Source organism: Testudinibacter sp. TW-1, assembly GCF_050613185.1.
Lineage (GTDB): Bacteria > Pseudomonadota > Gammaproteobacteria > Enterobacterales > Pasteurellaceae > Chelonobacter.
In genome coordinates this window covers 1,640,387-1,654,414 of sequence record NZ_CP192511.1, presented here as the reverse complement: position 1 = coordinate 1,654,414, position 14,028 = coordinate 1,640,387, and the positions used below count along the sequence as shown (strand labels likewise).

General features: G+C 47.5%; 14 protein-coding genes. All 14 read right to left on the bottom strand.

The window, feature by feature from the left end; all coding sequences use genetic code 11:
• Positions 1 to 39: 39 nt before the first annotated feature.
• The 14 genes from nrfD to rhlB all read right to left on the bottom strand — a co-directional run bounded on the left by nrfD (position 40) and on the right by rhlB (position 13,794).
• On the bottom strand, positions 40 to 1,002 hold the full coding sequence (gene nrfD, locus ACQ31U_RS07935; RefSeq protein ID WP_431050948.1) for a cytochrome c nitrite reductase subunit NrfD: 963 nt from the start codon (positions 1,000 to 1,002) through the stop codon (positions 40 to 42).
• Complete coding sequence (nrfC, locus tag ACQ31U_RS07930; RefSeq protein WP_431050947.1) at positions 999 to 1,676, bottom strand: cytochrome c nitrite reductase Fe-S protein; 678 nt, start codon at positions 1,674 to 1,676, stop codon at positions 999 to 1,001. The genes nrfD and nrfC overlap by 4 nt, the downstream gene beginning before the upstream one ends.
• Positions 1,673 to 2,290: a cytochrome c nitrite reductase pentaheme subunit gene (gene nrfB / locus ACQ31U_RS07925; protein ID WP_431050945.1), complete on the bottom strand. Its 618-nt coding sequence runs from the start codon at positions 2,288 to 2,290 to the stop codon at positions 1,673 to 1,675. The genes nrfC and nrfB overlap by 4 nt, the downstream gene beginning before the upstream one ends.
• A 96-nt stretch (positions 2,291 to 2,386) precedes the next feature.
• The gene (gene nrfA, locus ACQ31U_RS07920) at positions 2,387 to 3,772 is read right to left on the bottom strand and encodes an ammonia-forming nitrite reductase cytochrome c552 subunit (protein WP_431054310.1); all 1,386 of its coding nucleotides are present in this window, start codon (positions 3,770 to 3,772) and stop codon (positions 2,387 to 2,389) included.
• Positions 3,773 to 4,135: 363 nt separating this feature from the next.
• A complete protein-coding gene (lipA, locus tag ACQ31U_RS07915; RefSeq protein WP_431050943.1) occupies positions 4,136 to 5,098 on the bottom strand; it encodes a lipoyl synthase in 963 nt (320 codons plus the stop codon).
• 39 nt (positions 5,099 to 5,137) lie between these two features.
• The gene (gene lipB, locus ACQ31U_RS07910) at positions 5,138 to 5,806 is read right to left on the bottom strand and encodes a lipoyl(octanoyl) transferase LipB (protein WP_431054309.1); all 669 of its coding nucleotides are present in this window, start codon (positions 5,804 to 5,806) and stop codon (positions 5,138 to 5,140) included.
• 38 nt (positions 5,807 to 5,844) lie between these two features.
• Positions 5,845 to 6,111: a DUF493 family protein YbeD gene (gene ybeD / locus ACQ31U_RS07905; protein WP_431050941.1), complete on the bottom strand. Its 267-nt coding sequence runs from the start codon at positions 6,109 to 6,111 to the stop codon at positions 5,845 to 5,847.
• A gap of 101 nt (positions 6,112 to 6,212) precedes the next feature.
• Positions 6,213 to 7,394 carry a serine hydrolase gene (locus tag ACQ31U_RS07900; protein ID WP_431050939.1) on the bottom strand — a complete coding sequence of 394 codons (1,182 nt, stop codon included), beginning with the start codon at positions 7,392 to 7,394 and terminating at the stop codon, positions 6,213 to 6,215.
• Positions 7,395 to 7,412: 18 nt separating this feature from the next.
• A complete protein-coding gene (locus ACQ31U_RS07895; protein WP_431050937.1) occupies positions 7,413 to 8,336 on the bottom strand; it encodes a septal ring lytic transglycosylase RlpA family protein in 924 nt (307 codons plus the stop codon).
• 31 nt (positions 8,337 to 8,367) lie between these two features.
• A complete protein-coding gene (rodA, locus tag ACQ31U_RS07890) occupies positions 8,368 to 9,483 on the bottom strand; it encodes a rod shape-determining protein RodA (RefSeq protein ID WP_431050935.1) in 1,116 nt (371 codons plus the stop codon).
• Entirely contained in the window at positions 9,480 to 11,405 is a 1,926-nt protein-coding gene (gene mrdA, locus ACQ31U_RS07885) for a penicillin-binding protein 2 (RefSeq protein ID WP_431050933.1), read from the bottom strand. The genes rodA and mrdA overlap by 4 nt, the downstream gene beginning before the upstream one ends.
• A 150-nt stretch (positions 11,406 to 11,555) precedes the next feature.
• Positions 11,556 to 12,026, bottom strand: a complete 471-nt coding sequence (gene rlmH, locus ACQ31U_RS07880; RefSeq protein ID WP_431050931.1) for a 23S rRNA (pseudouridine(1915)-N(3))-methyltransferase RlmH — start codon at positions 12,024 to 12,026, stop codon at positions 11,556 to 11,558.
• Between the two features lies 1 nt (position 12,027).
• Positions 12,028 to 12,342 carry a ribosome silencing factor gene (rsfS, locus tag ACQ31U_RS07875; RefSeq protein WP_431050929.1) on the bottom strand — a complete coding sequence of 105 codons (315 nt, stop codon included), beginning with the start codon at positions 12,340 to 12,342 and terminating at the stop codon, positions 12,028 to 12,030.
• 162 nt (positions 12,343 to 12,504) lie between these two features.
• A complete protein-coding gene (gene rhlB / locus ACQ31U_RS07870; RefSeq protein WP_431050927.1) occupies positions 12,505 to 13,794 on the bottom strand; it encodes an ATP-dependent RNA helicase RhlB in 1,290 nt (429 codons plus the stop codon).
• Positions 13,795 to 14,028: the final 234 nt, after the last annotated feature.

Genomic DNA, 14,028 nt, shown 5'->3' with positions numbered 1-14,028 from the left:
GGGATTAACGCCAAATAATCCCGCTATTCTAACAACTTATCAAGCCAACGTCATTTGTCCGGTGTAAAGGATAAAGAAACGTAGGCAGAATACGCCGAACAAGGTGCAAAGTGCGGTGAAAATGATAAAGCCTTTGCGGTGTTTCAGTTCTGCGCTGCTGACCGCATTGAGTAACAACGGTAACAACAGCCCAATCAACACCACGCCGATCCAGAACACCCACGCCCAGAAACCGCCGCCGATTGCCGTCACCATTGACACGGTTTTTTGTCCGCCGCCAAAATACAAACCGACAAAGAAGGCAAACAGCAGGAAGATTTCGAGTAATACCACCGGCGTTTCAAACTTATGTAAGAACGAAACCGACGCGGAATGCGTTGATTCCCGGCAGCACCAGACCGCAGCCAGCAACAGTGCGGCAATCCCGGAAGAGGTGCCCGAAGCCAAAAATAGGATCGGCAACACCGGATTGTTCAACATCGGATAACTGACCAGCGCCGAGAGCAAGAAACCGGTATACGCCCCCAGCAGAACAGATAACAAAATCAAAATTAATTCAATCGGGTTACACCATTTCTCGATCGCGTTGATGATTTTCTTCACAAAAGCGAGCGCAGGAATATAACGATCAATCCAGTCCGCCAGCAGGTGTTTGAACACGATAGCCAGCCATAAGAACAGGAACAACATATAAACCTGGAACAGCATAACCCCCATTGACATCACCGATTGCGGTTGATAATTAAACATCAACATCCAGAATGTCCATGGTTTGGTTAGGTGGAAGATCAAAATCGTCAAGCCGATAATCAAACTCACCGGCGCGATGATCGCCGCACTGCGAATCACGTTATTGCGGCTGACATCACTTCCTGCCAAAACCGAACTGCGTTTTAGCAGCACCGCCAATAAAGTAACCCCGGCGGAAATCCCTAATAGGAAAAGATAAATCGCAATAATTTCGTCCCATACTAACGACGGGAAGTGGAATGGACTGTTCATCGTCTGATCTCCCCTGCTTTAGCCGGAACATGGTACAAGTTCGGTTTGGTCCCTAACTCGACTTTGGTTTGATACACCTGTTTTTCACGGAGTTGGCGTGAAATCTCGCTGTTCGGATCATCCAGATTGCCAAAGGTCAATGCCTTGGTCGGGCAAACCTCGACACAGGCCGGCAGACGCCCTTTTGCCAAATTGGTGTCACGGCAGAAATTGCATTTATCCGCCGCTTTGGTCTTAGGATGAATGAAACGCACCCGATAAGGGCACACGGCAATACAATATTGGCAACCGACACACAGATCCGCCTTCACGTCAACAATACCGGTGGAAGCCTCGATAAACGATGCCCCCGTCGGGCAAACATGCACACAAGGCGCATTGCTGCAATGTTGACAGGAATGGCGATAAAACTCATAGGTGACGTCAGGAAATTCCCCTTGCGGTTCTCCCCGAATGATTTCCAGACGTGATACCCCTTCAGGCACGTTATTGACTTCACGGCAAGCGTCCATACATGCGGTACAACCGATACAGAGCTTCTCGTCGTGCAACATGCCATAACGTACTTCGTTAATCGTCAAAGTCTGAGCCAGACTTTGTGCGGGTTTTCCGGTCATCAGGATAAGAGCCCCAGCCCCCATGCCGGAAACAAAGTTTCGGCGTGAGCAACTCATTTTTTATCCTTATCCTGAATCACAGGTTGTGGGTTGGCTTTGGCTTCCAACAATTCTTGTTGTTTACCGTGACAATCAACGCACAGTTTCACTTGATCTTTATGCGCAATACCTTGCATTGGATCTGCTTTCGGGTGCAAGGTATGACAGCTGGCACACGGCAGTTTCATCGCATGCACATCATGCGCCCATAAGCTTTCGCGCAATTTTTCCGGCTGGTGACAAGAGAAGCAGACCTGATTTTGCTCTTGTACACTGTACATCGGCGTTTTGCCGTCGAAAATATCACCATGGAAACGCATTACATCTTTCACGCCGCGACGGTGATCTTCCGAAATATTACCATGACAGCTGACACAGTTAATCGGTTTTCCTGTTGACGGATTGGCTTTGCTTAAATGGATACCGTGAAATTGTTCGTCATTAAATTTATGGCATTGTGCGCAATATTTATTTGGATCACGCTGATTTTCCAACTGCGGTTGGTAAGTCAGCTCATTACCCGCATTGCCGCTTTGCGCATTGGTGTTTGCAGACGAAACCGTGGCTGTCAGCAAACCTGCGCTTAATACGGCTATCAATTTGACAGCCTTTAACAGAAGATTTCCCTTCATCGTCTTTTCCCTCAATCTTAAATGGTTGTTATGCTTGATACCGCACTTTTACTCCGGTTGATCTCGCCAAACGCCAAAGTGCGGTTTAATCAGCTATTATTCACCCAGTAAGCCTTTTGCTTTGGCTTCTTTATCCCATTGAGGTACAAGGGTTTTCAAGAATTCATCTTTTGCTTTTTTCTCTTTTTCATAATCAATGCCCATCACTGCCTGCGCTTTCTCTTTGGTCGAAATATCCGGAATAGCCACTGGCTGGCTGACATTGTGCGCACTCAGCACACGCGCCAATTTCACCCGCGCATCACCGGCTTTATCCAAGCCTGTGCCTAAGACACGCAACATCACATCCGGCGCATGCATGTAACCGCCATGGCTGGCTGCGGCATAATCCCAACGCCATTGGGCATGACGAATATCTTGCAATGCCGCTTTCATTTCGTCTTCAGTTGCACCGGCATCCCATGCGGCTTTGGCTTCAAAGTGCGCTTTCACCAGTTGATCTTCCAAACGGATCATCACGTCTTTGACTTCATGCTTGCGTGAAGACACAATTTCGCGCAATTTTTCTTTGCTTTGATCGTGGCAGTTGGCACAGGTGTTTTCAAACGCGTCAAACGGATTGCCGATTTTGTGATCGGTAAAGACTTTGCCGTCGGCGGTTTGCACTTTCGGCATATGGCAGTCGATACAGGTCACGCCGTTTTTACCGTGCATGCCTGCCGACCAGATTTCGAAGTCCGGGTGTTGCGCTTTCAACATCGGCGCTTTAGAGAGCGAGTGAGTCCAATCGCTGAAGCCGATTTCATCGTAATAGGCTTCGATTTGATCAACACTGGTGCCTTTATCCCACGGGAACGTCACTTCTTTCAAATCACCGGCAAAATAGTATTCCACGTGGCAGTTAGCACAAATCGCCGCACGTTGATCGGTTTTATCCGATGAGGCGAAATTTTCACCAATTTTATCCAAGGCGCGTAACACATGCGGACGCGCAATGCGCAATGCCGGTTTGCCTTCGGCAAAGTCGGCGGAGGTGGTATCGTGGCAGTCGGCACAGCCGATCGAATTCACTACTTCCGGCCCGCCTTTTGCCCATTTACCGCTGAAATAACCGTCTTCACCCCATTCCGCGATTAAACGTGGCACATCCGGACCTTTACAGGTCCAGCATGCCATCGGTTGCGGACCGTCATTTGGTCCGGTCGGGGCGCCGGTACGCAGAATATCCCGCACATCTTTAATCGCATAAAAGTGACCGCGCGGTTTGTTATAATCGTGCGAAAACAAATAACCGCCCCACAATACAATCATGCGCGGATCTTCACCGATTGCCGAGTCTACTTCATCAGATTCTGAAGTTGCCGACCATGTATTAAATTGCAGCGGATATTTTGCTGCAAATTTTTGGTTATTAGACTGGATAACCACTTTCGAATCGGCTTCTGTTTTTTGTTCCTCTGCCATGGCATTTTGCGTTGCCAGCCAACCTCCGCCGATTACGGCGAGCAGGCTGAATAGCGAGGTCAGTTTTTGTTTTGCGATATTCACGATAATTTCCTCCGTAGAGACTTTCCCACAAGAATTGGATTTGAAACGCCATGTTAAGCACTTAACTCTGTGATAACATTGCAACAATCAACTAAAGTTCTTCGAGATTAAATTAGCAAATACCCTTGTTTTTTGCATAGATATATTCAAAATAGTTGTTCTTGATCAAATTTCCACAGCAAAATACCTCTAAATGAGTACCTCTTTTTTGTCAAATAGTATAAAAAAACCGCACTTTCGCTTAAAATTTCAGCAAAAGTGCGGTTAAATATTATCAGTGCAATCAATAACTAAGCGTTATTTCACTTCCATGCCTTGCGCCTGTAAATCGGCGTGATAGGAGGAGCGCACGAAAGGACCGCAAGCGGCATGCTCAAAGCCCATTGCCTCGGCTTTTTCGCGCATTATGTCAAACTCGCTCGGCGGCACATAACGCGCCACCGGCAAGTGATGGCGGCTCGGTTGTAAATATTGTCCCAAGGTCAACATGGTTACGCCGTTAGTGCGTAAATCCTGCATTACTTCCAAAATTTCGTCATTCGTTTCGCCCAAACCGACCATTAAACCGGATTTGGTCGGAATATGCGGAAACATCCGTTTGAAATCATGCAACAGTTTTAATGACCATTGATAATCGGCGCCCGGGCGAATCTCACGGTATAAACGCGGCACATTTTCCAAATTGTGGTTAAACACATCCGGCGGATTATCTTTTAATTTATCCAATGCTTGTTCGATTCTGCCGCGAAAATCCGGCACTAAAATTTCAATTTTGATATTCGGATTGAGTTTGCGGATTTCGCGCACGCAATCGGCAAAATGCCCCGCACCGCGATCCGGCAAATCATCGCGATCGACCGAAGTGATCACCACATAACGCAATTTCATATCTTGAATGGTTTCGGCGAGTTTTTTCGGTTCGTCAGGATCCGGCGGCAGCGGTTTGCCGTGCGCCACATCGCAAAACGGGCAGCGGCGGGTACAGATCGCGCCTAAAATCATAAAGGTTGCCGTGCCGTGATTGAAACACTCGTGTAAGTTCGGGCAACTGGCTTCTTCGCACACCGAATGCAAACCGTGACGGCGCATGCCGTTTTTAATGCTGTCAATCTTCGCCGAACTTGCCGGTAATTTAATTTTCATCCACGCCGGTTTCGGCAACAACTCCTGCTCGGGATTAATGTTTGTCACCGGAATAATTGAAGTTTTGGCTGCGTCGCGATATTTCACGCCACGTTCCATTTTGAAAGGTTTACCCATTATAGCTCTCGATTTGTCTTGATTCGGATTAAGGCTTAATTAATTTTCAACGAATTGGATCTGTTTGTAATCCATTAGGTTAATAAAATGTTGCAGTAATTGTGGGGCAACCTGCTCGCAAAGTAAAGCCGGATCACCGATTAATTCGCTTAATTGGCACATTTCTAAGCCGGCATAGCCGCAAGGGTTGATATAATTGAACGGGGTTAAATCCATATTGATATTCAATGCCAAGCCGTGAAACGAACAGCCGCGACGGATACGCAGCCCCAATGAACAAATTTTGCGTTCGTCAACATAAACCCCGGGCGCATCGGCTTTCGGATAGGCTTGAACGCCATAATCGGCCAAGGTCGCCACCACGCAATTTTCCAGCGCAGAGACTAAGTGACGCACATTGAAATCACCGTTGTCTTGTGCTTTTTTGCGTTTGATGTCTAACAGCACATACATCACCTGCTGTCCGGGTGCATGGTAAGTGATCTGCCCGCCGCGATCGGACTGCACCAGCGGAATGGCGGATTGCCGCAACAGATGTTCCGTTTTGCCGGCTTGCCCTTGGGTGAACACCGCCGGATGCTGCACCAGCCAAATTTCATCCAAAGTGCGGTCATCACGGTTATCGGTAAACTGCTGCATTTGCCGCCACACCGTTGCGTAAGGCCGTATGCCTAATTGACGTACAATCAGGTGTTTTGCGAATGACATCATTTTTCGTTCCTCAAACCGCACTTTGCCTTGTGCTACTACAGCACCATTCTGACAATATCAATTTCCGCCAATTCTTTATACAACGTTTCGATCTGCTCGATATTTTCCGCACGTACCATAATCGACACCGAATGATAATTGCCTTTACTACTCGGTTTAATCGTTGGCGCATAGTCGCCCGGAATGTGTTTTTGTACCACTTCCAACACTTTGTCCTGTAAATCCGGCTGCGCCAAACCCATCACTTTATACGGGAAGTCGCATGGGAATTCGAGCAGTTCGTGTAATTTGGTTTTTTCCATTTTTTATTCCTGTTCTTTATTGAGAAATCCCTGCCAGGCAGGGATTTGAATGTATTTATACGTGGTGTTTAGCGCGCCTAAATTCAAGGTGATGATTTGGATTAACTAAACAGGCTTTTCACCGTCAAAATAATCCAATCGATGATTTTGCCGAAGAAACCGGCTTCCTCCACCGGCTCAAGCACCTGCAAATTCACGGTGGCGACATCTTTGCCATCCAACTGGTAAACCACGGTGCCGACCACATCACCTTTCTGTAGCGGGGCTTCCAAGTATTTTTTGCTCAGTTCATAACGCGCTTTCAACTCTGCCTGCTTGCCTTTCGGAATGGTGATATAGCCGTCGTCGATCGTCCCCAATTTGACCTTATTTTCCTTGCCGTAATACACGCTTTGCTCGGACACCACTGTGCCGGCGGCTAACGGTTTCAAGGTTTCAAAGTTATTGAAACCCCATTGCAACAGTTTTTTGGTTTCGACTTCACGCCCTTTGATCGTCGGCACGCCCATGACGACGCTAATGAAACGGGTATCGCCTTCAACTGCCGACGCAACCAAATTATAACCGGCCTGATCGGTATGCCCGGTTTTCATGCCGTCCACGTTCAAGGTTTTGTCCGATAAAAGACCGTTGCGGTTTTGTTGTTTAATTTTATTAAAAGTAAACTCTTTTTCTGAGTGAATCGCATATTCTTCCGGCAAATCACGAATCATATGCGATGCCATGATCGCCATATCTCTGGCTGAAGAGTATTGATTTTCCGCATCCAAGCCGTGCACCGTAGCAAAACGGGTATTTTTCAGCCCAAATTTCTGTACGTATTGGTTCATGATGTCAATGAAATTCTTTTCCGTGCCGGCTAAATGCTCGGCGATCGCCACACAGGCATCATTGCCGGAGGCAATGATAATTCCGTAATTCAGATCTTTCACGCTGACTTGCTGATTGACGTTCAAAAACATTTTAGACGAACCCGGGAAATTTTTGCCCCAAGCATTTTTACTCACCGTGACTATGTCATCGTTACGAATTTTACCTTGTCGAATCGCATCGCCGACCACATAACTGGTCATAATTTTAGTCAAACTTGCCGGGGCTTGGCGTTGATCCGGCGCTTTCGCCGCCAACACCGCACCGGTATGATAATCCATCAAAATATAGGTTTGTGCATTCAGCTGTGGCGGTGCCACATTAAATTCGATTACCTCGGAGGCAAATATCGGCGCGGATGTCAGTAAAGCCGTTGCCAACAAGGTTGTTTTCAATTGACGTCGATAAAACATAGCAAACAAAATCCTTCGTTATTGAGCGTTGTAAGAGTATAAAATATTGTTGTGTTGACCGTTTTGCACCAACTCGGTTTTCAGTTGGTTCACTTTTTCGCGCGAATCAAGCGGTCCGAATTTCACTTTGAAATTGCGGCCCTCTTTAATAATTTCACTGTTCACATTTTTCATCGAAAGCTGGGCAATCAGCGCTTTTGCTTCAGTATCGCTATCTAAATTGACACTTTGCAGTTCATACGCCAAATTACTTGCGCCATTTTCCGCGAGCGGTTTATCTCCGCGGCTTGCCGTCACGAGATCCGTTTTATCCGCCGCGACCGCTTTTGCCTTGGCAATTTGCACACTGGCTTGTTGATTGTCTTTCGGCAGCGGTAAATTTTTATTTTTTGCCAACCGGATTAATTTTTCTCCGCCCGGTCCACTGATTTGACCATTTTTATCGACATGTACCACTTCCATTTTGACCTGTGCCGTGCCTTTTCGCAACATCCCCAATTCTTTGGCGGCGGCTTTCGACAAATCGATTTTACGATCCCCGACAAAAGGTCCGCGATCATTGACCCGTACAACGACTTGACGCCCGTTTTTCACATTGGTTACCAAAACATAAGACGGTATCGGCAAACGTTTATGCGCAGCCGTCATTAAATTTTCATTATAAATCTCGCCACTTGCGGTTTTTCTACCATTAAATTTGCCGCCGTAAAAACTGGCCGTGCCGGTCATCGAATACGCTTTTGCTTTTTCACGATTCAGGGTTTGGTAGGTTTTGCCCTTCACGGTATAAGTCTGGCTTTTAGCCGCCGCCGTGGTCGAAGACAACTTCTTCGGTCCGCTCACCCCAAACAAACTTTGCGTAGAGGTTGCCGCCTGTGCCGTCCCGATGGTTAACGCCAACATCATTAAACAGCCATAAACGGTTGATTTTAAAAATGTCATAAAAAATTTCCTATTTTAGCAATTCGTTGCCTTATCTAAAGTGAGTTACGCTACGCTTATGGCTGTAAACCGACATAATCAATCCAAAACCCGCCATCAGCGTGACATAGGATGTTCCGCCGTAACTCACCAGCGGTAACGGAACGCCGACCACCGGCAAAATTCCGCTTACCATTCCGATATTGACAAAAATATAGACAAAAAAGATTAAGGTGATCGCACCCGTTAAAATCCTGCCCGCCGCAGTTTGCGCTTTGGCAGCGATAATTAAGCCCCGAATGATAATAAACATATAGATCGCCAGTAACACTAACACGCCGACCATCCCATGCTCTTCACTCAGCACTGAAAAAATAAAATCCGTATGCGGTTCCGGTAAAAATTCCAATTGCGACTGTGTGCCTTGCATCCAGCCCTTACCGAAGATTCCGCCCGAACCAATCGCAATTTTCGATTGGATAATATGATAACCCGCCCCCAGCGGATCGGATTCCGGATCAAGTAAGGTCATCACCCGTGTGCGCTGATAGTCATGCATCAGAAAATACCACATCACCGGGATAAAACCCGCCAATCCGACCGCCGCCACCGCAATCAGGCGCCAGCTCATGCCGGCTAAGAATACAACAAATATGCCCGAGGCGCTAACTAAAATCGACGTGCCCAAGTCCGGTTGTATTGCGACCAAAATGGTCGGTACAAAAATCATGCCCAGCGCAATCATGGTGTGCCATAAGGTCGGCGGTAATTTTTGCCGCCCTAAATAAGCCGCCACCATTAACGGCACCGACAACTTGGCAATTTCCGACGGTTGAAAACGAAATATGCCCAAGTCTAACCAACGTTGCGCACCTTTGCTGGTGGTGCCGATCAGATCAACCAACACCAGCATAATAATACAAGCGACATACAAATAGGGCGCAAGTTTTTCATAAAAACGTAATGGAAACTGCGCCATTAGCAACATCACAATAAAACCGAGAGAAATTTGGATCACGCGGCTTCTGAACATCGCCTCACTGCCGCCGGAAGCGCTATACAACACCACCAAGCCGTAAGCCGAGATCACCAACAAGCCCAGCAACAACCAAAAATCCAAATGAAAACGCTGCCATAAGCTGCTGAAGACGGTTTTTGGTTCGCTCATTGTGCGCCTCCTGCGTCAGTTGCGCTTTGCTCGTCCGCCACCGCACTTTCACTTGCCGTTTGTTGTTTCAACTGTCCCATATCCAGTAAATAATAATCCATAATTGCCCGCGCAACCGGCGCTGCTTGGCTGGAACCGCCGCCGGCATTTTCTAAAAATACCGATAAGGCGATTTTAGGGTTTTCATACGGCGCATACGCAATAAACCACGCATGATCATGCAAATGCGATGCCAAGTTCGACGCGTCGTATTTTTGATTTTCTTTTAAACCAAACACCTGCGCGGTACCTGATTTGCCTGCCGCCAGATAAGACATATTGGCGAAGGCTTTTTTCGCCGTGCCGCTGCTGCCGTATAGCACATTATACATACCGCTCTTTGCCGCGTTCCAATAGGCTAGCGGCACCCCGCTAATGTCCTCATACGGTTTCGGATCACGATAGGGTTCAATTTCGTTACCGATAATGTGTTGCATAAAGTGCGGTGTATCAACCCGTCCGTTATTAATCAACACGCTTAACGCTTTGGTCACCTGCAACGGCGTTGCCGTCCAATAACCCTGTCCGATCCCGACCGGAATCGTATCGCCGATCACCCACGGTTTTTTATAACGTTGCTGTTTCCATTCGCGCGTCGGCATTACGCCGCTGGTTTCCTCACGAATATCCACTCCGGTCGGCATGCCGAAACCGAAACGTTTCATCCACTCGGAAAAACGGTTAATGCCCATATCGTAAATCAGCTGATAAAAATAGGTATCCGCCGATTCCATAATCGCTTTATTTAAATTCACCCGCCCATGACCGCTCTTTAACCAGTCGCGATAACGTCTTTCCGTTCCGGGCAGCACCCAATACCCCGGATCAAACATCGTGGTATTGGTGGTAATAATCCCGTCCTGTAACGCCGCCACCGCAATAAACGGCTTGACCGTCGACGCCGGCGGAAACGCCCCTTGCGTGGTACGGCTGTACAGCGGACGATCCGGATCATTCAATAACGCATTGTAATTCGCCGATGAAATCCCGCCGACAAACAAATTGTTATCATAACTTGGGCTCGACACCATCGCCAACACGCTGTTATCACGCGGGTCAAGGGCGACAATCGCTCCGCGGCGTCCATCCAATAACTGGCGGATATAACGTTGCAAATCCAAATCAATCGTCAGCTTAATACTCTTGCCCGACACCGCCGGCTGTTGGCGCAACGTGCGGATCACCTTGCCGCGGTTATTCACTTCCACTTCCTCAAAACCGACTTCGCCATGCAGTTGTTCTTCGTAATAACGTTCGATTCCCAACTTACCTATATCGGTGGTGCCGGCATAATTCGCCAATTTGTCTTCGTCTTTCAACCGCTCGACATCTTTATCATTAATTTTGGCAACATAACCTAGAATATGCGTCAGATCTTCACCATAGGGATAATGCCGCTTAAAGTAAGGGCGAATTTCCAAACTTGGGAAATTATGTTGATCCACCGCAAAACGCGCGATTTGTTCTTCGGTTAAGTCCGCTTTTAACAAAATCGGCGTATAACGCGAATTGCGGCGTCGTTCCTTGGCAAAGGCTTCGATATCCTCATCGGTCAAACCGACGATTTGGCGTAACTGTTGATAAGTCTGCTGCAAATTTTCGGTTTTTTCCGGCACAATATACAAACCGAAAAAGGTCAAATTTTCCGCCAACACCTTATTATTGCGGTCATAAATCAGCCCACGGGTCGGCGCTACCGGCAGTAATTTAATCCGGTTACCGTTCGAGCGGGTTTGATAATTATCGTAATCCCGCACTTGCAAATTATAGTTGTTCAGCAACAGAATCGACAACAGCAACAAAACCCCCAGAAACGCCACCAGCACCCGCCGTAAAAACAGGTTCTGCTCCGCCTTGTTGTCTCGAATAATCTCTTTTGCCATGGTTAATTCTATTTTTCTTTTCTGTTTACTTTTACTGCTTATCCAACGGTAGCGGATAAAATGCGGCTTTTATACAAGGCGCTATACCGCAGACAGTACAGGTAGTACGGCAAGGTATAGTAACGCAGTAGAAAAGTCGCATTTTATTCGCTACTCACGGTGATACGGGTGATTGGTGGTCACACTCCACGCCCGATACAAACTCTCGGCCACCACCACCCGCACCAATGGGTGCGGCAAGGTCAATGGCGACAGCGACCAACTGCGTTCCGCCGCTTGTTTGCATTGCGGCGATAGCCCTTCAGGGCCGCCGATTAACAAACAGACATCACGCCCGTCATTTTTCCAGCTTTCCAACTGCTCGGCTAATTGCGGGGTTGTCCATGCTTTACCCGGAATATCCAGCGTCACGATCAGGCTGTTTTTGCCACAAGCGGCAAGCATTTGCTCGCCCTCTTTTTCCAAAATCCGTTTAATATCGGCATTTTTACCACGTTTACCGGCGGCAATTTCGATCAATTCAAACGGCATATCTTTTGGAAAACGGCGTTGATATTCCTCAAAACCGCTGGTGACCCAACTCGGCATTTTGGTGCCGACCGCAATCAGTTGGATTTTCATGCTAGCTCCACAGTTTTTCCAACTGATACAGCTCGCGGCTTTCTTGTTGCATTACGTGCACAATCAACTGCCCGAAATCAACCACCACCCAATCGGCGGTTTCGATCCCTTCCGAACCGAACGATTCAATGCCTTGCTGTTTACAAGTGTCCGCCAGGTTTTGTGCAATCGAACCGACATGGCGGCTGGACGTGCCGGTGCAAATCACCATATTATCGGTGATACCATTATTATTACGCACATCAAACACGCTGATGTCGCTCGCTTTTAAGTCATCTAAAATCGCCGTGACTGATTTGACTAATGAATTTTGCAAAAGTTTCCTCGTAACAGTATTGTGTAATTTATCATCTAGCGTAGAAAAGCGCAGATTTTAGCATAGTTGCCGTAAACGCCAAACAACAAGGTCTGTTTATCGTTGTTCGGGCAAGATAAACAGACCTCGTGTGAGTATACCGCACTTATGCTTAAAAAAATCTTAACGCGCTCTCGCTTTGCGATTATTCATGTTATTACCGCGTTTTTGATTGGTACGATTACCGGTCGCACTGCCGCTACGGCGCAAACGCAGCGGTTTCGGCAGATCTTGCAGCAATGCTTCAGTATCATATTGACTGACCGGAATGCTGTGATCGATATATTCTTCAATCGCGGGTAAATTCATGGCGTAGGCTTCACAGGCAAAGCTGACCGATTTGCCGCTTTCGCCGGCACGGCCGGTGCGCCCGATACGGTGTACATAATCTTCGCAATCGTCCGGCAAATCGTAGTTGAACACATGGGTCACCGCCGGGATATGCAAGCCGCGCGCCGCCACATCGGTCGCCACCAAAATATCCAACTCACCTTGGGTGAATTTTTCCAATAATGCCAAACGCTTTTTCTGCGCCACATCGCCGGTCAGCAAGCCGACCCGATGTCCGTCCGCTGCCAAATGCCCCCAAATATTTTCACATTGATGTTTGGTGTTGGCGAAAATAATGCAACGCTCAGGCCACTCTTCTTCCAGCAAGGTTTGCAGCAAACGCATTTTGTCTTGATTGGACGGATAAAACAGTTCTTCGGTGATCCGGTGTCCGGTTTTTTGCAGCGGCTCGACTTCGACATATTCGGCATTATTCATATCTTCAAATGCCAGTTCGCGCACCCGGAAGGATAAAGTCGCCGAAAACAGCAGGGTCAAACGCTGTTGTACCGGCGGGCATTTACGCATTAAATAGCGAATATCGCGGATAAAGCCCAAATCGAACATCCGATCCGCTTCGTCCAGCACCACCACCTGAATTTTATCCAAATTGATAATGCCTTGCTTAACATAATCAATCACCCGCCCGGTTGTACCAATCAAGATATCCACGCCGTTTTCAATCGCTTTCAGCTGTTTATCATAACCGTCGCCGCCATAGGCAAGTGCGGTTTTTAAACCCGTGGCTGCCGCCAATTTTTCCGCGTCATTATCGATCTGCACCGCCAACTCTCGGGTCGGTGCCAAAATCAAGGCACGCGGCTGATTATGTTGATAGCGCCCTTCACTGTTTGCTTGTTGGCTTAACAATTGATGGAACGTGGCAATCAAAAACGCCATCGTCTTACCGGTACCGGTTTGCGCCTGCCCCGCTACATCACGCCCGGCAAGGGTCAACGGCAGCGTCAACGCCTGAATCGGGGTGCAATATTCAAAACCACTGTCGTTTAACGCGCTTAATACCTGCGGATTCAAGGCGAAATCGCTAAAACGGACTTGGCTTAAATGTTTATTTGTTTGCATATCTCTGTCTCTGTCGGTTCTTAAAGTTTGTTTAACCGCACTTTTTATGAAAAATCGCTCAAGGATAGCACAACACAGCCGCCTGTGCTTGCTTTAATGCCAAAATCAGGACGGATTTTTTGCGTTGAACCGCACTTTGCGCGTTTATCCTCAATAAAAAATAAATTCTCGCTAGACAGCCCCTGCTTTTAGTGGTACTTTTATCGCCACTCAAATCTGAGTCATACTTTTCAC

Bases quoted from the DNA above. Each gene is read 5' to 3' on its own strand.
- ACQ31U_RS07895 (WP_431050937.1), bottom strand. From the start codon at position 8,336: ATGACATTTTTAAAATCAACCGTTTATGGCTGTTTAATGATGTTGGCG.
- ACQ31U_RS07900 (WP_431050939.1), bottom strand. From the start codon at position 7,394: ATGTTTTATCGACGTCAATTGAAAACAACCTTGTTGGCAACGGCTTTA.
- nrfC (WP_431050947.1), bottom strand. From the start codon at position 1,676: ATGAGTTGCTCACGCCGAAACTTTGTTTCCGGCATGGGGGCTGGGGCT.
- nrfD (WP_431050948.1), bottom strand. From the start codon at position 1,002: ATGAACAGTCCATTCCACTTCCCGTCGTTAGTATGGGACGAAATTATT.
- rhlB (WP_431050927.1), bottom strand. From the start codon at position 13,794: ATGCAAACAAATAAACATTTAAGCCAAGTCCGTTTTAGCGATTTCGCC.
- rodA (WP_431050935.1), bottom strand. From the start codon at position 9,483: ATGAGCGAACCAAAAACCGTCTTCAGCAGCTTATGGCAGCGTTTTCAT.
- mrdA (WP_431050933.1), bottom strand. From the start codon at position 11,405: ATGGCAAAAGAGATTATTCGAGACAACAAGGCGGAGCAGAACCTGTTT.
- ybeD (WP_431050941.1), bottom strand. From the start codon at position 6,111: ATGGAAAAAACCAAATTACACGAACTGCTCGAATTCCCATGCGACTTC.
- lipA (WP_431050943.1), bottom strand. From the start codon at position 5,098: ATGGGTAAACCTTTCAAAATGGAACGTGGCGTGAAATATCGCGACGCA.
- nrfB (WP_431050945.1), bottom strand. From the start codon at position 2,290: ATGAAGGGAAATCTTCTGTTAAAGGCTGTCAAATTGATAGCCGTATTA.
- rlmH (WP_431050931.1), bottom strand. From the start codon at position 12,026: ATGAAAATCCAACTGATTGCGGTCGGCACCAAAATGCCGAGTTGGGTC.
- lipB (WP_431054309.1), bottom strand. From the start codon at position 5,806: ATGTCATTCGCAAAACACCTGATTGTACGTCAATTAGGCATACGGCCT.